Annotated in this window: 20 protein-coding genes; 11 read left to right on the top strand and 9 right to left on the bottom strand. The window is 62.6% G+C overall.

Annotation, left to right across the window (positions count from 1 at the left end):
• Positions 1 to 164: 164 nt before the first annotated feature.
• The 7 genes from F1002_RS02945 to fabI all read right to left on the bottom strand — a co-directional run bounded on the left by F1002_RS02945 (position 165) and on the right by fabI (position 8336).
• Entirely contained in the window at positions 165 to 1148 is a 984-nt protein-coding gene (locus F1002_RS02945) for a LysR substrate-binding domain-containing protein (protein ID WP_150427526.1), read from the bottom strand.
• Between the two features lie 152 nt (positions 1149 to 1300).
• Complete coding sequence (gene katG / locus F1002_RS02950; protein WP_304522904.1) at positions 1301 to 3547, bottom strand: catalase/peroxidase HPI; 2247 nt, start codon at positions 3545 to 3547, stop codon at positions 1301 to 1303.
• A 136-nt stretch (positions 3548 to 3683) separates the two neighbouring features.
• Complete coding sequence (locus F1002_RS02955; protein ID WP_150427527.1) at positions 3684 to 4865, bottom strand: acetate/propionate family kinase; 1182 nt, start codon at positions 4863 to 4865, stop codon at positions 3684 to 3686.
• 1 nt (position 4866) lies between these two features.
• The gene (locus F1002_RS02960; RefSeq protein WP_150427528.1) at positions 4867 to 6285 is read right to left on the bottom strand and encodes a bifunctional enoyl-CoA hydratase/phosphate acetyltransferase; all 1419 of its coding nucleotides are present in this window, start codon (positions 6283 to 6285) and stop codon (positions 4867 to 4869) included.
• Between the two features lie 104 nt (positions 6286 to 6389).
• On the bottom strand, positions 6390 to 6872 hold the full coding sequence (locus tag F1002_RS02965) for a dual specificity protein phosphatase family protein (protein ID WP_150427529.1): 483 nt from the start codon (positions 6870 to 6872) through the stop codon (positions 6390 to 6392).
• 4 nt (positions 6873 to 6876) lie between these two features.
• The gene (locus F1002_RS02970) at positions 6877 to 7452 is read right to left on the bottom strand and encodes a hypothetical protein (RefSeq protein ID WP_150427530.1); all 576 of its coding nucleotides are present in this window, start codon (positions 7450 to 7452) and stop codon (positions 6877 to 6879) included.
• Positions 7453 to 7553: 101 nt separating this feature from the next.
• Positions 7554 to 8336 (bottom strand): enoyl-ACP reductase FabI, encoded by a 783-nt coding sequence (gene fabI / locus F1002_RS02975; RefSeq protein WP_150427531.1) that lies wholly within the window; start codon positions 8334 to 8336, stop codon positions 7554 to 7556.
• A gap of 240 nt (positions 8337 to 8576) precedes the next feature.
• Here fabI and F1002_RS02980 point away from each other — a divergent pair, with 240 nt between their 5' ends.
• From F1002_RS02980 to F1002_RS03000, 5 genes are read left to right on the top strand one after another with little or no spacing between them, the layout of a single operon-like run.
• Positions 8577 to 10460 carry an NAD(P)H-dependent oxidoreductase subunit E gene (locus tag F1002_RS02980; protein ID WP_150427934.1) on the top strand — a complete coding sequence of 628 codons (1884 nt, stop codon included), beginning with the start codon at positions 8577 to 8579 and terminating at the stop codon, positions 10458 to 10460.
• On the top strand, positions 10457 to 11158 hold the full coding sequence (locus tag F1002_RS02985; RefSeq protein ID WP_150427532.1) for a 2Fe-2S iron-sulfur cluster-binding protein: 702 nt from the start codon (positions 10457 to 10459) through the stop codon (positions 11156 to 11158). The genes F1002_RS02980 and F1002_RS02985 overlap by 4 nt, the downstream gene beginning before the upstream one ends.
• 1 nt (position 11159) lies before the next feature.
• The gene (locus tag F1002_RS02990; RefSeq protein WP_150427533.1) at positions 11160 to 11708 is read left to right on the top strand and encodes an NADP oxidoreductase; all 549 of its coding nucleotides are present in this window, start codon (positions 11160 to 11162) and stop codon (positions 11706 to 11708) included.
• 9 nt (positions 11709 to 11717) lie between these two features.
• Positions 11718 to 13181, top strand: coding sequence for a Ni/Fe hydrogenase subunit alpha (locus F1002_RS02995; protein WP_150427534.1), 1464 nt, complete (start codon positions 11718 to 11720; stop codon positions 13179 to 13181).
• Positions 13178 to 13702 carry a hydrogenase maturation protease gene (locus F1002_RS03000; RefSeq protein WP_150427535.1) on the top strand — a complete coding sequence of 175 codons (525 nt, stop codon included), beginning with the start codon at positions 13178 to 13180 and terminating at the stop codon, positions 13700 to 13702. Before F1002_RS02995 ends, F1002_RS03000 begins: the two co-directional genes overlap by 4 nt.
• A gap of 44 nt (positions 13703 to 13746) precedes the next feature.
• Here the strand turns inward: F1002_RS03000 and F1002_RS03005 are convergent, their stop codons facing one another.
• A complete protein-coding gene (locus tag F1002_RS03005) occupies positions 13747 to 14631 on the bottom strand; it encodes a LysR family transcriptional regulator (protein ID WP_150427536.1) in 885 nt (294 codons plus the stop codon).
• 98 nt (positions 14632 to 14729) lie between these two features.
• Between F1002_RS03005 and F1002_RS03010 the strand changes: the two genes are divergently transcribed.
• Positions 14730 to 15755: a YeiH family protein gene (locus F1002_RS03010; protein ID WP_150427537.1), complete on the top strand. Its 1026-nt coding sequence runs from the start codon at positions 14730 to 14732 to the stop codon at positions 15753 to 15755.
• A gap of 273 nt (positions 15756 to 16028) precedes the next feature.
• On the opposite strand, the gene F1002_RS03015 is transcribed toward F1002_RS03010, so the two are convergent.
• Positions 16029 to 17303, bottom strand: a complete 1275-nt coding sequence (locus F1002_RS03015; protein WP_150427538.1) for an Hsp70 family protein — start codon at positions 17301 to 17303, stop codon at positions 16029 to 16031.
• Positions 17304 to 17489: 186 nt separating this feature from the next.
• On the opposite strand from F1002_RS03015, the gene F1002_RS03020 reads away from it, so the two are divergent.
• The 5 genes from F1002_RS03020 to F1002_RS03040 are packed head-to-tail and all read left to right on the top strand — an operon-like array spanning position 17490 to position 20202.
• Positions 17490 to 18155, top strand: a complete 666-nt coding sequence (locus F1002_RS03020; RefSeq protein ID WP_150427539.1) for a DsbA family oxidoreductase — start codon at positions 17490 to 17492, stop codon at positions 18153 to 18155.
• Between the two features lie 40 nt (positions 18156 to 18195).
• Positions 18196 to 18786: a flavin reductase family protein gene (locus F1002_RS03025; RefSeq protein ID WP_150427540.1), complete on the top strand. Its 591-nt coding sequence runs from the start codon at positions 18196 to 18198 to the stop codon at positions 18784 to 18786.
• A 49-nt stretch (positions 18787 to 18835) separates the two neighbouring features.
• A complete protein-coding gene (locus F1002_RS03030) occupies positions 18836 to 19207 on the top strand; it encodes a hypothetical protein (RefSeq protein ID WP_150427541.1) in 372 nt (123 codons plus the stop codon).
• A gap of 29 nt (positions 19208 to 19236) precedes the next feature.
• Complete coding sequence (locus tag F1002_RS03035) at positions 19237 to 19812, top strand: DNA-3-methyladenine glycosylase I (RefSeq protein ID WP_150427935.1); 576 nt, start codon at positions 19237 to 19239, stop codon at positions 19810 to 19812.
• A 54-nt stretch (positions 19813 to 19866) separates the two neighbouring features.
• The gene (locus F1002_RS03040; protein WP_150427542.1) at positions 19867 to 20202 is read left to right on the top strand and encodes a YggL family protein; all 336 of its coding nucleotides are present in this window, start codon (positions 19867 to 19869) and stop codon (positions 20200 to 20202) included.
• The last annotated feature ends 1 nt before the right edge of the window (position 20203 follow it).

The raw sequence follows: 20203 nt of genomic DNA on the forward strand, positions 1-20203 counted from the left end.
TCTAGTGGGTCGATACAATATCTTGACTAGATATGGTGTTTGTGGATCGTGCTCCTGTGATGTCGTCATGCGCCGGAAAAGCCCGAAAAAACAACGCCCCGGCTCACATCCATGAGACCGGGGCGGGGTGAAAAAAATCTTTTTTTTGGAGGGGCGATATACCGTCACGGGGATCTGGAAATTGTCTCGCAAGGTGGTGCGCTGCCCAGGGTGTCGGCCAGCAATTCGAGCTCCCTGCCGCGTGGGTGGGTGCGCCGCCAGACCAGCCCGATGCGCCGGTATTCGCCGCTGCGTAACGGCCGGACGGCAACCAGTAGCGGATTGACGTGGCGGGTTGCCAGCGCCGGCAGCAGTGTGCAGCCTCGACCGGCGCTAACCAGATGGAGCAGGGTTTCCAGGCTGGTGGCACGGCAATCGACCGTATCGTCGGCTTGCTGCTCGCGACGCCGACAGATGTCGAGGGCCTGGCCGCTCAGGCAGTGGCCGTCGGTGAGCAGCAGCAATTCGAGGTCGTCCAGCTCCACGGCCGCCACGCTGCCTTGGTTGGCGCGCGGATGCTCCGGTGGCAGGGCGACGCTGAACGGTTCATCGAACAGGACACGCCCTTCGTAGGTATCCGGTGACAGCGATTCGGGCAGGGATTGCACGGTGGCCTCGCAGTTCGCGCAGTCCGGCGAGCGGACGAAGTTCGCCAGCGGTGTCGGCAGCGCCAACAGCGCGGCGTCGAGCGAGCCGTCGGCGAGCCGGCCGCAGAGGTCGGCGGTGAGGCCCTCCTGCACCATCAGCCGCAGTTTTGGGAAGGACGTGCCGACCGTCTGCAACAGGTCCGGCAAATAGTAGGGAGCCAGCGTCGGGATGATGCCGAGTGTCACGGCACCCTCCAGCGGACCGCTGCGCAGGCGGGTCAGGGTGAGGATGCCGTCGGCCTCGGCCAGCAGGCGCCGCGCCCGCTCGACGATCTGCTCGCCGATCGGCGTCAGGGTCGGCCGATTGCCTTGCCGGTCCACCAGCGTCTGGCCAAGGTAACCTTCCAGCTTGCGCAGCTGGATCGAGAGTGTCGACTGGGTGACATGGCAGGCATCGGCAGCCTGGCCGAAATGGCGAAGATCGGCCAGGGCGACCAGGTAGCGCAGTTCACGCAGGGTCAAGCAACTTCCTTCTGATGGCGGGAGTATGAAGGTCTGAGGCTAACAAGCTTTGTCCCGCCGGTGAAATTGATAATCTCAATTGGCGTCATTGATGTTTTCTTGCCGGCCTGACAGCCCCCCGGCCAGGCCGGGGGGCTGTCAGGCCCGGGGCCTTATAGCTTGCGCTCGAAACGGTCGAGGTCCATCACCTTGGACCACGCCTTGACGAAGTCCTTGACGAACTTTTCATGGGCATCGCTGCCGGCGTAGTGTTCGGCGACGGCGCGCAGTTCGGAGTTGGAGCCGAAGAGCAGGTCGACCGGCGTCGCCGTCCATTTGACCTGGCCGCTCTTGCGGTCGCGCCCCTCGTACAGTCCCGCATCGGCCGACTTGGACCAGACGGTCGACATGTCGAGCAGATTGACGAAAAAGTCGTTCGTCAGCACGCCGGGACGGCTGGTGAACACGCCGTGCCGGGTACCGCCGGCGTTGGCGTCGAGGGTGCGCAGGCCGCCGACGAGGACGCTCATTTCCGGCACGGTCAGCGTCAACAGGTTGGCCCGGTCGATCAGGCTCTCGGCCGGCGACAGGCGTGCGTCCTTGCCGTAGTAGTTGCGGAAACCGTCGGCCTTGGGTTCGAGCACGGCGAAGGAATTGACGTCCGTCTTCTCTTGCGTCGTATCCATGCGACCCGGCGTGAACGGCACCTGGACGTTGTAGCCAGCTTTTTTGGCAGCGGCTTCGACGGCGGCGGAACCGGCGAGCACGATGGTGTCGGCGAGTGATACTTTCTTGCCGCCCTTGAGGCCGGCGTTGAAGTCACGTTGGACGTTTTCCAGCTTGGCCAGCACGTTCGCCAGTTCGCTCGGGTCGTTGACGGCCCAGTCTTTCTGCGGCGCGAGGCGGAGACGTGCGCCGTTGGCCCCGCCGCGCATGTCGGTACCGCGGAAGGTCGCGGCTGAAGCCCAGGCGGTGCGGATGAGCGCGGTATTGGCAAGACCGGAGGCGAGAATCCGGGATTTCAGCGCTTCGGCGTCCTTGCCGTCGATCAGCTTGTGATCGACCGCTGGAATCGGGTCTTGCCAGATCAGGGCTTCCTTCGGCACATCGGCCCCGAGGTAGCGGGTACGCGGGCCGAGGTCGCGGTGGGTCAGCTTGAACCAGGCTTTGGCGAAGGCGAGTTCGAAATCCTTCGGGTTCTCCATGAAACGGCGGGCGATCTTCTCGTAGGCCGGATCGAAACGCAGCGACAGGTCGGTGGTGAACATGATCGGTGCGTGGCGCTTGTCCTTGATGTGGGCGTCGGGGACCATGGTCGCCGCCGACGGGTCGGACGGAATCCACTGGATGGCGCCGGCCGGGCTCTTGCTCTGCACCCAGTTCCAGGCGAACAGGTTGGACAGGTACTGGGTCGTGAAGGCCGCCGGGCTTGACGTCCAGGCGCCTTCGAGGCCGCTGGTGATGGTGTCCTCGGCCTTGCCCTTGCCGCACTTGTTCTTCCAGCCCAGCCCTTGTTCCTCAAGCGGTGCCGCGGCCGGATCCGCTTCCAGGCATTTTTCCGGGTTATGCGCGCCGTGCGCCTTGCCGAAAGTGTGGCCGCCGGCGATCAGGGCGACGGTCTCCTCGTCGTTCATACCCATGCGGCCGAAGGTGTCGCGGATATCCCTGGCGGCGGCGACCGGATCCGGATTGCCGTTCGGCCCCTCGGGATTCACATAGATAAGGCCCATCTGCACGGCGGCGAGCGGGTTTTCCAGCTTGCGGCCGGCCTGGTGGCGGGTGTCGCCGAGCCATGTTTTTTCCGGTCCCCAGTAGACGAGATCGGGTTCCCAGTCGTCGGCGCGACCGCCGGCAAAGCCGAAGGTCTTCATGCCCATCTGCTCCATGGCGACAGTTCCGGCCAGTACCATCAGGTCGCCCCACGATATCCTGGCGCCGTATTTTTGCTTGACGGGCCACAGCAGGCGACGTGCCTTGTCGAGACTGACGTTGTCCGGCCAGTTGTTGAGCGGGTCGAAGCGTTGCTGGCCGCCGTCGGAACCGCCGCGGCCGTCCATGGTGCGGTAAGTGCCGGCGCTGTGCCAGGCCATGCGGATGAAGAACGGGCCGTAGTTGCCGTAGTCGGCCGGCCACCAGTCCTGCGACGTGGTCAGCGTGGCCTTGATGTCCTTCTTGACGGCCTCGAGGTCCAGCGTCTTGAAGGCCCTGGCATAGTCGAAACCCGTGCCGAGCGGGTTCGAGGCCGGATTGTGCTGGCGCAGCGCGGACAGGTCGAGGCGGTTCGGCCACCAGTCCTTGTTGCTCATCGTGGCCTTGGCGGGCGCCGGTTCGGCGTGCAGCGCCGGGGTCAGCGCCAGCAGTACGGCGCACAGGCCTGCGCGGCCGAGCCGATGCCGGGGGGGAAAGAGATTGCGCTCCATGCTGATTGCTCCTTTGTTGTTGGAAGGAGCAGGGTAGCGAGCGCGGGAAAGGCGGGGAAATTGATAATCTCAACCGCCCCGATTGACGATATCGGTGCTGCCGTCCCGGCCGCAAGGTCGGCCGGGGCAGCGGCGCTCAGAGTCCGAGCAGGGTTTGCGCGTGGTGCGCCATCATCCATTCTTCATTGGTCGGGATGACCAGCACATCGACGCTGCTGTTGCCGGCCGAGATGCGCAGTTCGTGGCGGGCGTTGGCTTCCGGGTTGAGGCGGATGCCCAGCCATTCGGACTGCAGGCAGACGCGGCGGCGCACTTCGGCCGCGTGCTCGCCGATGCCGCCGGTGAATACCAGGGCATCGAGGCCGCCCGCCGCAGCGACCAGCGAACCGAGTTCGCGGGCGATGCGGTAGCAAAACAGGTTCACCGCTTCCTCGGCTTCCGGCTTGTCGCTGGCGAGCAGGGTGCGCATGTCCTGGCTGAGACCGGAAACGCCGAGCAGGCCGGATTCCTTGTACAGCATCCTGGTCATGTCCTTGACCGACAGGTTCTTGGTTTCCATCAGGTGCAGCACGACGCCCGGGTCGAGGTTGCCACAGCGGGTGCCCATGACCAGGCCGTCGATGGTCGAGAAGCCGAGCGTGGTGGCGACGCACTTGCGGTCGACCATGGCCGCCATGCTGGCGCCGTTGCCGAGGTGGGCGACGACGACGCGGCCGGCGGCGCGGCCGGAATGCTGCGGCAGGGCGCGGGCGATGAACTCGTAGGAGAGACCGTGGAAGCCGTAGCGCTTGATGCCTTCGGCGGTGATGTTGCGCGGCAGGCCGAAGGTCTGGGCGACTTCCGGCTGGCTGCGGTGGAAGGCGGTATCGAAGCAGGCGATCTGCGGCACGCTGGGCAGCAGGGCCTGCAGCGCGACGATGCCGGCGACGTTGTGCGGCTCATGCAGCGGGGCGAGCGGGATAAAGCTTTGCAGATGGCCGAGCACGGTGTCGTCGATGACCGTCGGCTGCGAGTAGCGCTCGCCGCCGTGCACGACGCGATGGCCGACGGCGACGATCTGCCAGTTGGCGTGGCTGGCGGTGAACCACTTGAGCAAGGCGTCGAAGGCCTGCGCATGGTTGACCTTGCCGCCTTCGAGCAGCTGGTCGGCGATGCGTTCGCCGGCCCTGTTCTTGGCGGTCATCCGGGTCGTTTCGGTGCCGATGCCGTCGATCTGGCCGGAGACTTCGGCTTCCGGGGAAATCGGATGGTCGAGCGGGAAGAGGGCAAACTTGATGGAGGACGATCCGGCATTGATCGTCAGGATTCCTTGTTTCATGTCAGGTGGTTCCGTTCTTGCGGTTGGCGTGGGCGATCAATGCGGCAATGACGCACGATGCGGTTCGGGTTTCGGCGCTGTCGGCGCGGCTGGTCAGCACGATGGGCACCTTGGTGCCGAGCACGATGCCGGCCGTCAGGGCGTTGGCCAGATATTCCAGCTGCTTGGCGACCATGTTGCCGGATTCGAGATCGGGCACGACGAGGATTTCGGCATGGCCGGCGACGGCGGACTTGATGCCCTTGGTCTTGGCGGCAACGATGGAAATGGCGTTGTCGAAGGCGAGTGGGCCGTCGAGGATGCCGCCCTTGATCTGCCCCCGGTCGGCCATCTTGCACAGGGCCGCTGCATCGAGCGTGGACTGAATCTTCGGGTTGATCGTCTCGACCGCCGACAGGATGGCGACCTTGGGTTCCGGAATGCCGATGACGTGGGCGAGGTCGATGGCGTTGCGGATGATGTCGGCCTTCTCTTCCAGCGTCGGGGCGATGTTGATGGCGGCGTCGGTGATCAGCAGCGGCCGGTGGTAGGTCGGCACGTCCATCAGGAAGACGTGGCTGATGCGGCGGCTGGTGCGCAGGCCGTTGGCGCGGGCGACCACCTCCCCCATCAGCTCGTCGGTGTGCAGGCTGCCCTTCATCAGCGCCTCGGCATCGCCGGTACGCACCAGGGAGACGGCGTTGGCAGCCGAGTCGTGGCTGTGCGCGGCATGGATGAGGCGGATGCCGTGCAGGTCGATGCCGAATTCCTCGGCAACGGCGCGTATCTTGTTTTCCGGGCCGACCAGGAAGGGTTCGATGATGCCGGCCTGGAAAGCCATGACCGGCCCTTTCAGCGACTCCTCGTCGCAGGGATGGGCGACGGCGGTGGGGATCGGCTCCAGGCCCTTCACGCGGTCCAGCAGGTGGGCGTAGCGCTCGCGCTTGTCGTCGATGCGGATCTGCGGCATGCGCACCTCTTCCAGGCGCGATACCTTTTCCAGCGGGGCGAGAATTTCGGCCGAGCCGCGCACCACTTGCAGGCCTTCCTGGTTGGTGCACACACAATCGAAGATGACATGCTTGTTGTGCTCGAACTTCTGCTTGGCCGTGACGGTGATGGTGATGCTGTCGCCGATGGTGACCGGCCGGGCGAAATGCAGGCTCTGATCGACCAGGATGGTGCCCGGACCGGGGAACTGGGTGCCGAGCACGGTGGAGATCAGCGAGCCGCTCCACATGCCGTGGGCGATCACTTCGCGGAACATGCCGCTTTCGGAGTACTTCGGATCGACGATGGAGGGATTCACGTCGCCGGTCAGGATGGCGAAGAGCTTCACGTCCTCCGGCATCAGCGTGCGTGTCAGCGAAGCCGAGTCACCGATGCGGATTTCATCGAAAGTCTTGTTGGCCAGGTAACGGGGTTCGGTTTGTTGGTTCATGCGGGCTTGCTCCAGTGCTTCAAGCGATCTTCAAGTTGGGGGCGGCAGAGGCGGGCAATCCGGGCTGCGGGTTCCATGCGTCCCGGTTCGCGGCGCGCGCCATGTCAGTCGCGCTGTGCACGACGGCGCTCGCGGCTGAGCAGGGGCAGCGGGACGTTGACCGAAAGCCCCTTGCGATGCGTCTCCAGCAGGTCGATGACCCATTGGTTGGCCTCGTAGGTGAATTCACGGGCGTCGAGCGGTGCGCCGGTCAGCGCTTCGGCGAACAGGGCGACGGCAGCCGAGCGGCTGACCCCGTATTCACAATGCACCATCAGCGAAATCTCGAACGGCGCGGCGTGCAACTCCTCGATGAAGGTGCAGATCTGCGCCGCCATGCGGTGGTCGAACAGGCCGGGCAGGGACGGCATGTATTCGTCGGCCGGAATGGCATCGAAAAAGGACAGGCGGAGCACGTGGCGGAACAGCGGGTCGAGTTTCGCCTCCGGCGTCGTCGGATCGGTAATCGAGATGACCGCCATGTAGGGCGACCCGCGCAATTGCTCGGCCAGCTTGCGCGAGGTGTATTGAATTCGGCTGACGGTCATTGCGTTACTCCATGAAGACCGGATCGGAGAACACGAGGGTACCGTCCTTGCGCATCATCAGGTTGTCGGCCTTGATCAGGTCGGGCAGCGCGCCGTATTCGTTGGAAAACACTTCCAGCGCCTTAAGCGATTCATGCACCGCATCGCTCCAGCCCATGGGCGTGACGTTCAGGTGATGCAGCGCGATCCGCCCCATGTCCTGGGCCAGGTTGCGCCACATCATGCAGGCGTCGAAATAGGAGGTGGACAGCTTGGTCGCCACTTCGGCCGCCTCGCCGTGGCCGGGCAGCGGGTAGAGGCGCTCCACTTCGACGATATGGAAGGGAAAGCCCCGGCTGGACCGCCCGAACGTGCCATGGTCGGCATACACCACCGGAAAATGGCGGCCGGTGGGGCGGTCCTCGGCCGTGTAATAGGCATAGTCGGTGGGCGAGGAGAGCACTTTGTAGACCCGTTCCTGGCCGTCGACGGTATCGGCTTCGAGGACGATGGTGCTCTCGCCGCGGCCGATTTCGCGGCGGCCGCGCAACAGCGGGTGATCCGGCACGGGGTCGGGGAGCAGTCCTTCGATATCAGCCATGATGGTCTCCTCGCTTGCTTCGCACGACGGCGGGCAGACGCGCCGTCGGGAAAAACCGGACCCCGGGCGATGCCTGGCGGGGTCCGTGGCGCCTGGGGCGATCAGGCGACGATGTGGGCGCCGGCGTCAACGTAGATGGTCTGACCGGTCATGCCGGAAGAGCCGGCGGTGCACAGGAAGGCGGTCAGGGCGCCGACTTCCTCGATGGTCACGGTGCGGCCGAGCGGCGCCTTCTCGGCGTCGTTTTCGAGCAGCGTGTTGAAGTTGGCGATGCCGGAAGCGGCACGGGTCATGATCGGGCCGGGCGATACGGCGAAGACGCGAATGCCCTTGGGGCCGAGGTCGTAAGCCATGTAACGGACGGCGGATTCGAGCGCGGCCTTGATGATGCCCATGACGCCGTAGTTGCGGACGACGCGTTCGGCGCCGAGGTAGGACATGGTGATCAGCGAGCCGCCGTGCGCCATCAACGGCTCAAGCGCCTTGGCCATGCGCAGGAAGCTGTGGCAGGAAACGTTCATCGCCGCATCGAAGCCTTCCTCGGTGGCGTCGATGACGCGACCGTGCAGGTCGTCGGCATTGCAGAAGGCCATCGAGTGAATGGCGAAGTCGAGTTCGCCGAAGGTTTCGCCACACTGCGCGATGACCCCTTCGAGGCAGCCCGGTTCGGCAACGTCCAGCTTGAGGAAGAGCTTGGCACCGAGGGCTTCGGCCAGCGGCTGGGTGTAGCGGGCGGTCTTGTCGTTCTGGTAGGTGATGGCGATCTCACCACCCAGTTCGACGATGGCCTTGGCAACCGCATAGGCGATCGACTTGTCGTTGGCGATGCCGGTGATCAGGCCCTTCTTGCCGGCCAGGGGAAGCGCTGGATTCGTGGTGTTCATGCTGTTTCATCCTTCCATACAGTTTGGGGACTAGTGCGCCGCATCAATCTTTTCCGAAATCGTCGATTTGGCGAGCTAAATTTTATGCTGTAGTGCAGCAATATTCTTGCACAGCCAAATTACGATTTGTTGAATATCGGGGCTTTGTTATTTGATCTAGAGCAACAAACCATCATCTAGGGGTGCTAGTCTGTTCATGTCGTGAGCTGTTGACGGGAGGACGTCGTGGCACTCAACACAATGCATGCCGAAGCGGTTGCCGGCGTCGTGGATCGGGTGGTTGCCCGCTATCGGCGCGACCCCTCCAACATGGTGCAGATCCTCCGGGAAATCCAGGAAAGCTGCGACTGGATCTCGCCGGAAGCGATTGACCGGCTGCAATCGACCCTCGGCGTTCCGCGCACCAAGATAGAAGGCGTTGCCGGCTTCTATTCTTTCTTCTACACCGAGCCGCGCGGCAGGTACCGGGTTCTGTTTTCCGACAACATCACCGACCGCATGCTCGGCAACCGGGCCTTGATGGAGCGCCTGTGCAACAACCTGTGGGTCGAGCGCGGCAAGGTTTCGGAGGATGGCCTGGTCAGTGTCGGCAAGACGGCCTGCACCGGCATGTGCGACCAGGGGCCGGCGCTGCTCATCAACAATACCGCCATGGCCGCGCTGACTGCCGAGCGCATCGACGAAATCGCCGAACTGATCCGCAACAAGCTTCCCCTGTCCGAATGGCCGGCGGCCTTTTTCAAGGTGGAAGACAACATCCGGCGCGCCGACATCCTGCTCAATGCCGACTTCAAGCCCGGCGAGGCGCTGCTGGCCGGCCGGGCACGGGCGCCGGACGAAGGCTTGATGGCCTCCAACATGCGTTCCTGGCGCGAAGGGCTGCCCAGCGGCATGGGCGGGCCGATTGCCGTGCTCGACGAAATCAAGCGTGCCGGCCTGCGCGGTCGCGGCGGCGCCGGCTTCACCACCGGCATGAAGTGGGAGGCCTGCCGCAATGCCCAGCTCAAGGCGGGCTACCAGCGCATCATCGTGTGCAACGCCGACGAAGGCGAGCCGGGCACCTTCAAGGATCGCGTGCTGCTGTCGACATGTGCCGATCTGGTCTTCGAGGGCATGACCGTGGCGGCCTACGCGGTGGGGGCGACCAAAGGTTTTGTCTATCTGCGCGGCGAATACCGCTACCTGCTCGATCACCTGAACGCCGTGCTGGCCCGGCGGCGTCGCGAAAAGCTGCTGGGCGAGAACATCCTGGGCATTCCGGGGGCGGATTTCGACATCGACATCCACGTCGGGGCCGGCGCCTACATCTGCGGCGAAGAGTCGGCGCTGATCGAATCACTTGAAGGCAAGCGCGGCACGCCGCGCAACCGGCCGCCTTTCCCGGTCACCAACGGCTATCTGGACCAGCCGACCATCGTCAATAACGTTGAAACCTTCGCCGCGGCAGCGATGATCGCGCTGAAGGGCGGCGACTGGTACGCCGGCATCGGCACCCGGCATTCGACGGGAACCAAGATCCTGTCGGTATCCGGCGATTGCGAACGGCCGGGCATCTACGAATATCCGTTCGGCGTCAGCATCCGCCAGGTGCTGGCCGATTGCGGCGCCCGGGATACCCAGGCGGTGCAGGTCAGCGGGCCATCCGGCATCTGCCTCGCGGAGGCCGAATTCGATCGCATCATCGGCTTTGAGGACATCCCGACTTCCGGCGCCTTCACCGTCTTCGACAAGACCCGCGACATGTTCGAAGTGGCGCGCAACTACGTGCATTTCTTCCAGCACGAAAGCTGCGGCTTCTGTACGCCGTGCCGGGTCGGCACCTCGCTGCTCAAGAACCTGATGAACAAGCTGCACTACGGCGCCGGTTCGCCCTACGACTTCAGCGAAATCGAGAAGCTCAACCAGCTGCTTCAGTCGATGAGCCATTGCGGCCTCGGCCACACCGCCTGCAACCCCGTGCTCGACACCATCGCCAAGTTCCGTCCGGCCTACGAGAAGCGCATGAACCAGCAGGATTTCACGCCGGCCTTCGACCTCGACCGCGCGTTGTCGGCGGCACGGCAAATGACCGGACGCGATGACGCCGCCGCCCATCTGGCCAATGCCCATGGAGGTGAAGCATGAGCCTGACCTTTACGCTCGACGGCAAGACCATCCCCTTCGAGGACGGGCAGACCATCATCCAGGCCGCCGGCAAGGCCGGGGTGTTCATCCCGCACCTGTGCTACCACCCGGAGTTCAAGCCGCACGGCTCGTGCAAGCTGTGCACGGTCAAGGTCAATGGTCGCCACACGGCCTCCTGTACCATGCGCGCCATGCCCGGCATGGTGGTCGAGAGCGATACCGAGGAGATCAACGCCGAACGCCGGGCGCTGACGCAAATGCTGTTCGTCGAGGGCAACCACTTCTGCCCGTCGTGCGAAAAGAGCGGCAACTGCCAGCTGCAGGCCACCGCCTACCACCTCGGCATGATGAGCCCGCATTACGACCACTTCTTCCCGAATCGGCCGGTCGATGCCTCGCATCCCGAGGTATTGCTCGATTTCAACCGCTGCATCCTGTGCTCGTTGTGCGTGCGGGCCAGCCGCGATGTCGATGGCAAGAATGTCTTCGCGCTGTCTGGGCGCGGCATCAAGACGCACCTGATCGTCAACGCCAGGTCCGGCCAGCTCGGCGACACCGACTTCACGCTGGCCGACAAGGCGGCGCAGGTCTGCCCGGTCGGCGTCATCCTCAGGAAACGCCAGGGCTTTGCGGTGCCCATCGGCGAGCGCAAGTACGACAAGGCGCCGATTGCCGAAACCGTCACAGAGGGCAAGTGAAATGAGCAACAAGAAAAAGCTCAAGGTGGCTACCACCTCGCTGGCGGGCTGCTTCGGCTGCCACATGTCCTTCCTCGACATCGACGAGCGCCTGTTCACGCTGCTCGACCACATCGAGTTTGACCGTTCGCCGCTGACCGACATCAAGACCTGCAGCCCGGATTGCGACATCGGCATCATCGAGGGCGGCCTGTGCAATGCGGAGAACGTCCATGTCCTGCGCGAGTTCCGCCAGAACTGCAAGATCCTGATCGCCATGGGCGCCTGCGCCATCAACGGCGGCCTGCCGGCGCAGCGCAACCACCTGCCGCTGACCACCATCCTCGAAGAGGTCTATCACACCAGCCCCGGGCTGGCCAACGGCATGATCCCCAACGATCCGGAACTGCCCCTGCCGCTCAACCAGGTGCACCCGATCCATGAAGTGGTGCAGGTCGATTACTTCATCCCCGGCTGCCCGCCCTCCGGCGATGCGATCTGGAAAGTGCTGACCGACCTGCTGGCCGGGCGCGAACCCGCGTTGGGGCACGGCTTGATGCATTACGACTGAGGTGGCCCAATGACCTACCAACTCGAAACCGCCCAACATCCCAAACCCCTGCGCCGCGTCGCCATCGACCCCGTGTCGCGTGTCGAAGGCCATGGCAAGGTCACCATCCTGCTCGACGACCAGAACAAGGTGCATCAGGTCCGTCTGCACATCGTCGAATTCCGGGGCTTCGAAAAATTTATCCAGGGCCGGCCGTACTGGGAAGTGCCGGTCATGGTCCAGCGCCTGTGCGGCATCTGCCCGGTGTCACATCATCTGGCCGCCTCCAAGGCGCTCGACGTCATCGTCGGCGCCAAAAAACTCACCCCGGCCGCCGAAAAGCTGCGCCGCCTGATGCACTACGGCCAGATGCTGCAGTCGCACGCGCTGCACTTCTTCCACCTCTGTTCGCCCGACCTGCTGTTCGGTTTCGACAGTGACGTGACCCGGCGCAACATCGTCGGCGTCGCCATGGCGCATCCGGAAATCGCCAAACAGGGCGTGCTGCTGCGCAAGTTCGGGCAGGAGGTGATCCGCGTCACCGCCGGCAAGCGGGTGCATGGCACGGGGGCGGTGCCGGGCGGGATGAACAAGTCGCTGACCGTCGCCGAACGCGACGAACTGCTCAAGGACATCTACCACATCGTGCAATGGTCGCGCGATGCGGTAAGCCTGATCCAGAAGGTGCACACGCAGGACCCCGGGCTGTACAACAGCTTCGGCATCTTCCGCTCCAACTTCATGTCGCTGGTCGGCCACAACGGCGACCTCGACTTCTACCACGGCACCCTGCGCGCCCGCGACGACAACGGCAAGCTGATCTTCGACCACCTCGACTACCAGAACTACAACCAGGTCATCGAGGAGGAGGTAAGGTCGTGGAGCTACATGAAGTTCCCGTACATCCGAGCCATCGGCAAGGAGCACGGCTGGTACAAGGTCGGCCCGCTGGCGCGGGTGCAGAACTGCAACCAGATTTCCACCCCGTTCGCCGAGCGCGAGCGCAAGGAATTCGTCGACTACGCCGGCGGCACGCCGATGCATGCGCCGCTGGCCTACCACTGGACGCGGATGATCGAAATGCTGCACGCCGCCGAGGTGATCAAGGAACTGCTGCATGACGACGACCTGCTGTCGGACGACCTGATGGTCGAAGGCGAGCGCCAGATGGAGGGCGTCGGCGTTATCGAGGCCCCGCGCGGCACGCTGTTCCACCACTATCAGGTCGACGAAAACGACGTGATCACCATGGCCAACCTGATCGTCTCGACGACCAACAACAACCAGGCCATGAACGAAGCCATCCGCCACGTCGCCCGCCGCTACCTGCACGGCCGCGAAGTGACCGAAGGGCTGCTCAACCACATCGAGGTCGCCATCCGCGCCTTCGACCCCTGCCTTTCCTGCGCCACGCATGCACTGGGCAAGATGCCGCTCGAAGTCGAACTGCTCGACGTCGAGGGCAACCGGGTGCACAGCCTGAGCCGGTCATGAAGGCACCGGTCGTCGTCTTCGCCGTCGGCAACCCCAGCCGCGGCGACGACGCCATCGGCCCTGAACTGCTCGGCCGGCTGGCCGCCTGGCTGGAAAAGGAAGGGCTGGCCGAAGGCGTCGAACTGATTGAAGACTTCCAGCTCAACATCGAACACGCCCTCGACCTGGCGGGCAGGGAACTCGCCCTGTTCATCGATGCCGGCGAAAACACCCCGGCCCCCTACGTCTTCGAGCGGATTTTCCCCTCTAACATTTTCAGCCACTCCACCCACGCCCTGCCGCCGCAAGCCGTGCTGCAGGTCTATCGTCAGATGGAATGCCAGGAACCACCGCCGTCGTTCGTGCTCTGCGTACGCGGCGAACGCTTCGACCTCGGCGAAGCGCTGACACCGGAGGCGCGGGGCAGGGTGGTCGAGGCGATGGAATTGCTGGAAGGATTAATCAGGCAGCCAGATTTGGAGGCTTGGTGTGGCTATGCGGATGGGGGGGCTGTTGTTCGGCCATTGCCGATGCTGGGGTAGTACAGCCAAATGGCCGGTGACGTGCAGTGAGGTTGGAGGAATATTCAGCGCGGCGTGGTCAGCGCTAGGCAACAACTGCGCAGTGCCGCCGCCGCCGCGCCGAGTTGGCGGTCGGCGTGCCAGACGAGTTGAAGCTGGCGCTTGAGGCTGATCCCGGGAGTGGGCAGTACGGAGAACTCGCCGCTGGCGAGTTCTCGTGCTACCGTCAGACGCGAGGCGCAGGCGATGCCGTGCCCGCAGCGCACGGCTTCGCGCACGGCTTCGCCGCTGCCTAGTTCGAGTGCAATGCGGAAGGCGCCGATGGCCGGCTGCAGCAGTGTTTCGAGCAGGCGACGCGAGCCCGATCCTGCTTCGCGCATGACCCAGTCACAGGCCGCCAGCGCGGCCAGATCACCGGGCTGGCCAGCGAGCCTATGGTCAGCGCGGGCGAATACCACCAGCTCGTCTTCTTGCCACGGCTCGAAAACGAGTTGCGGAGCGCTGAAAGGCGCCTCGATGAGACCGAAATCTGTTCGGCACTCGATGAGTTGCTGCAGCACGCTGACCGAATTCACCACCGTCATCTCGATGCGCAGCGCTGGCGCTTCGCTTCGCAGCCGCGCCAACACGGCCGGCATCAGGTAATTGCCGATGGTCAGACTCGCCGAAACATGGAGGCGGGCCGGTATGTCTTGGCGGAAGGAGCTCTCCAAGGCGTTAGCTCCTTGGAGCAGATCCAGCGCACGCGGCAGCAAGTAGTGGCCGTTCTCGTTGAGCTGGATGCGGCGCCCGACGCGATCGAACAGCGGTCGCCCGAGCTGGCTTTCCAGTTCGGCCAAGGCGCTGCTGGCAGCTGACTGAGACAGGCCGATCGTCGCGGCGGCCAGGGTGATATTTCCGGCACGCGCGGTGGCGAGAAAAACCTCAAGTTGGCGCAGGGTGATATGCATGGTGATCAATTAATCGGATTTTTCGATTTGTATCACACAAACAATCGATTTGTCTTCTTTTGTTGGCATCCCTAAGCTGTATGGCAAAGGAGAAAACAATGCGCGACAAAATGTTCCATCACCTGCCGGGACTCGCACTATGCGCGGCGCTTGCCGTTGCGGCGACTCTGCTGGCCGACAGCACAATGCTGCGTGGTGCCGGCCTCTCGGCGCTGACACTGGCGATTCTCGCCGGCATGCTGTTCGGCAACACCGTGTTCGGCCGCATGGCGCGGGCCTGTGGTGCTGGTGTGCAGTTCGCCAAGGGGCCGCTACTGCGGCTAGGCATCATCCTCTACGGCTTTCGCCTTAGCTTTCAAGACATCGCCGCAGTCGGCGTGGCGGGTGTGCTGACCGATGCGTTGGTACTCGGTTCGACCTTTCTTATCGCTTATCAGTTGGGCACGCGCCTGCTGCGACTAGATCGTCATAGCGCGATCCTGATCGGCGCGGGCAGTTCGATCTGTGGTGCGGCGGCAGTGCTGGCCACTGAGCCTGTGATCGGGGCGAAGTCCGATAAGGTCACGGTGGCGGTGGCAACCGTGGTGATCTTCGGCACCGTAGCGATGTTTCTCTATCCGCTGCTGTTTCGCCTCAATGCAGCCGGCGGTTGGCTGGCCGACGGGCACGGCTTCGGAATTTTTACCGGCGCGACGATCCACGAGGTGGCGCAGGTCGTCGCTGCCGGACGCGAGATGGGAGAGGTTGCGGCCAACGCGGCAGTGATCACCAAGATGATCCGCGTAATGATGTTGGCACCTTTCCTGATTCTGCTCTCGGTCTGGCTCAAACGTGCCGAGCCAGGTACGGCGCGCAGGCGCATCGCAATTCCCTGGTTCGCGCTGCTGTTTGTGGCAGTGACCGGCTTCAACTCGTTGCACTTGTTATCGACGAGGGTGGTCGCCACCTTGCAGGTGTTCGACGGCTTCTTGCTCGCCATGGCGATGGGCGCACTGGGCTTGCATACCCACATCGCGGCTATTCGCCAGGCAGGTGCCAAACCGCTGCTACTGGGCGCGGTGCTCTTCGTATGGCTGCTTGCCGGCGGCGCCTTGATCAGCCGCGTCGTTCAGGTTGCTTTATGAACAGTGCGCGAAGGGGGGCGCAGCGAGGGTGATTTCGTCAATTTCATTCTCGCGCTTGTGCACTGCCCAGTATTCCAGAGCGGCAAAAGCCTGCTCCAAGGAATGAACCCTCCGAGGTGGTGTAAAGACTTTATCTAGAGCTGAATCGCCCCGGTGTTTCGTAGCAACAGCACAGTCGGCTTTGGGTGTTGCTGCTGCCGTTCAAGCTTGATGGCCGAATGGCAGCAATGGCCGATTTCCCGCCGGGTAAAAAAAGTAGCTGCTTGCTGTTTGTTAACGTCCCATTCCGTAACGACGCGCCGCATCGACAGCCAAGCCCGCGCCAATACTGCCGAAGAGGTCACCTTCAACGACCCGGGCCTGGGGCAATAGCGAAGAAATTCGCCGACGCAGCAGGGGGATGCCGCTTGATCCTCCAGTGAAGAAGATCGTATCGATACCGGACGCTTTCACCCCTGCTTCCGGCAGCAGCCGAGCGACGGCACCCTCGATCTTTTCCACGAGCACCCGGGCTGCCAGATCAAATTGGCTGCGTGTCAGCAGCGTTTGTTGGCCCGGAGAAAATCGCTCCAGGGAAAGCCGGGCGGTCTCCTGATTGGAAAGGGCAATCTTTGCCTCTTCAACCTGGTGGGCCAGCCAATGACCGGCCCTGTCCCGGAGCAAAGCCAGGAGGCGATCGAGCAGTTCCGGGGCGATGGCGTCAAGATGGAGTCGCTGCTGTTCGGCCCAGACCTGGCGGCTGTAGGCAAAGTTGATGGTGTGCCAGGTCGCCAGGTTGAAGTAGACGCTGGACGGCATTTCCCGACCGCTCTTCAACTGGCTTCGATGGCCCAGCAGGGGCATGACTTCGGCCAGGCTCAGCTGTTTGTCGAAATCGGTGCCTCCGATGTGGATGCCGTCGTTGGCCAGGATATCGCTCCATCGATCAACTGCCCGTGCTCGATCCGGGGAAAGACGAACGATGGAGAAATCGGAAGTGCCCCCACCAATATCGGCTACCAGAACCACTTCCTCCCGAGCCAGGCTGGTCTCGTAATGGAAGGCGGCGGCGATAGGCTCATATTGGAAACTCAATTCCTTGAACCCCACCGCACGAGCAATATCGCCCAAGGTAGCCTCGGCCAGCCGGTCGGCGGTGGTATCGTCATCCACAAAATGCACGGGTCGGCCGAAAACGGCCTGATCGAAAGGGCGCCCGCCGTGCGCTTCCGCCCGCTCTTTGAGTGTGGCAATGAACTGGGTCAGCAGATCACGAAAGCGAATGGAGCGCCCCTGGACTTCGGTGACCCCGTCAATCAGGCTGCTGCCCAATAGGCTCTTGAGGGAACGCATCAGCCGCCCCTCATAGCCGTCGAGGTAGTCCTGAAGACCGGCCCGGCCGAAGCGGAGCGAATGTTCCTCGGCGTTGAAGAAAACGACGGAAGGCAAGGTCGCCTTGTCGTCCTCAAGCAGGAGTAGCGTTGCTTGCTGCGGCCTCAGCCAGCCGACGGTTGAGTTGGATGTGCCGAAGTCGATGCCGCAGGCATGGGCTGAAGTTGCTGAAACCATGGGGGGGCTTTTGGGGTGGGGCGGCGATGCTACTGCGCAGCCCCTTGCCTGTCCAGATCGTCAGGTGATTCAGCCAGGCAACGCAAGAACAAGTCGCATAGGCATGCCAACTTTCCTCGATAATTTTCGGGGGCCTGGGGTATAAAAAAGGGTGAGACGTAGAATGCTGTGGATAAAGGATAAAGAATGAGTAGCAAGACACCACTGGTTATTGAAGTCGTTTCAGATATCGTTTGTCCCTGGTGCTTCGTGGGCCTGCGCAGGCTTGAGCGAGCCATAGACCTCGTGCGGGATGAGCGGCCTGACTTTCAGTACGAACTCCGTTGGAGACCGTTCTTTCTGAATCCGGACACACCGATCGAAGGGGAGCCGTATTTGCCTTTCCTCGTCCGGAAATTCGGTGGTCGGGCACGAGTAGAAGAGATTTGGCAGCGCATTCGCGACGTCGGTGCCACATTGGGTATCGACTACCGGTTCGAGAAAATCGAGGTTCGCGCCAACACACTGATGGCGCACCGTCTCATTCACTGGGCTCAGCAGCAAGGGGATGCCTCCCGATTGGTGGAGGGGCTGTTCAAAGCGCAGTTTGAGTACGGTGAAAACGTGAGCGACCGGCTGGTCCTTGCCAAGGTGGCCACGGCCTGCGGCTATGACCCGGTTGAGGTGCTCGGATATCTCGACTCTGACGAGGACGTTGCCCTCATTCAGCAGATGGAGCATGAATCCCGGTCTTGGGGTGTGAATTCCGTGCCGACCTTTGTTTTTGCACGCAAGTCGGGTATTCAAGGTGCGGAGGAGCCCTCGGTTCTCGCGGATGGCATCAAACAGGCGCTTGCCTCATTGGGGGGGTGAATCAATGCAAACAGCCGCTCGTGGGCTAACGGCCCAATGCATGGAATCCGTCGAACTGGCCAAAAGCTATCTCCTGCTGAACCATGGGCCTGTGACATTGGTTTCCAGCGCGCATGGTGACCGTCGAAATGTCATGGCTGCGTCGTGGGCCATGCCGCTGGATTTCTCGCCACCGAAGGTCGCTGTAGTGATTGATGGTCGCGCATACACTCGGGCGCTTGTTGAAGCCAGTGGCGAGTTTGTACTGTGTATTCCCTCCCGGGCTATCGCCGACCAAGTGCTTGCGGTGGGCAGCCAGAGCGGGCGCGAGGTCGACAAGTTTGCCGCACTCGGTGTCGGGGCCATCCCCGCAAGTCAGGTGCAGGCGCCACTCATTGATGGCTGTGTGGCCTGGCTCGAATGCAAGGTGATACCCGAACCGAACAACGAGAAACGCTACGACCTGTTTCTTGGAGAGGTCGTGGCTGCGTGGGCTGACCCGCGCGCCTTCAAGGATGGACGCTGGGTATTCGAAAGCGAAGACTTGAAGACCATCCATTACATTGCTGGCGGAAACTTCTTTGCTACTGGCGAGGCTTTCGAGGCGACTACGCCGTTGGCAAGCTCTGCCGAGTCGATTGAGTTGGCCTAGAATGCACCTTCCGAATGCCCGGGTCACCGGGCGCAACGCGAATTGAACTATGACTAAGACACTTTCCCTCGTATTGGTGGGCTTCCTGGCAACTGTCGCGACCGAGATGGCAATTGCCGATGACCATCATCACTCGCATCGCTTTTCCAAGGACGTGGATGCCTTTCATGCTGCTCTGGCGCCCATTTGGCACGCCCCGCAGGGCAACGAGCGCCTCCAGTCCGCGTGTGCAAAGGCGGGTGAGATGGAAGGGTTGGCAAAGGGCATTCGTTCGACAGATGCGTCTCGTCTGGTGAGTTCCGTCGTGACGCTGAAAACCAAATGCCAGGGTGACCCAGCGGCGGTAGAGCTTGCTCTTGGCAACGTACACGATGCCTTTCACCAACTTATTGAGCACAAGCCAGCTGGCAAGGCTGGCTGAGAACCGGACTTGGCAAGAGCGTGATCAATATGGAACGCTGCCCGTGGTGCGAAGGTTTCGACCTCTATCGCGCGTATCACGATACCGAGTGGGGCGTCCCGCTCTACGACAATCGAGCCCTGTTCGAGCTGCTCATCCTTGAAGGGGCACAAGCCGGCCTGTCCTGGTCGACTGTGCTGAAGAAGCGTGAACACTATCGAAAGGTGTTCGATGGCTTCGTTCCTGACCTGATTGCCTACTATGGCGATGAGAAAGTCGCAGCGCTGCTGGCTGACCCTGGAATCATCCGCAACCGGGCAAAAATTGCTGCGACCATCCGGAACGCCCAGGCTTACTTGGCGCTACAGGAAGCAGGGCAGTCATTCAGCGACTTTCTCTGGAAATTCGTGGATGGTGCGCCCATCCAAAATACCTGGGGCGCGCTCTCGGAAGTGCCGGCCAGGACGCCCCGTTCGGATGCAATGAGCAAGGCCTTGGGCAGGGCGGGATTCAAGTTTGTCGGCTCGACGATTTGCTATGCCTTCATGCAGGCCTCAGGGATGGTCAATGACCATCTGGTTTCCTGTCCGCGGCACCTGGAAGTTCAGGGGGGGCGCCAAGGCTGATTGTGGTCATGGTGTGATACCTTCCTGCCTCCTTAAATTTTACGAGTAACGCCAATGTCTAAGCCCTCTCGCTCCCGCCGTCTTCGCAAAAAGCTTCACCTCGACGAGTTCCAGGAACTGGGCTTCGATGTCGAAACTGAACTCAAGGCGCCTCTGGAAGGCAATGCCGAGGAAGAACTGTTGATTGCGTTCGTTGAAGGCGTGATCGAGCCGCGTGGCCTTATTTATGGCGGTAGCGTTGATTGTGGTTACGTCTGCAAGGCCGGTGGCGGTTCAGCGACGGAAGAAGACCGTAGTGCGGTGAAGCAATGGCTCGAAGGTCGTTCCGAGTTTAGCTCGGTGACCGTTCGGGAACTCTCCGATGCCTGGTATGCCAGTCTGACTGCTTAAT

The sequence above is a fragment of the Dechloromonas sp. CZR5 genome (assembly GCF_008711155.1).
Classification (GTDB): Bacteria; Pseudomonadota; Gammaproteobacteria; order Burkholderiales; family Rhodocyclaceae; genus Azonexus.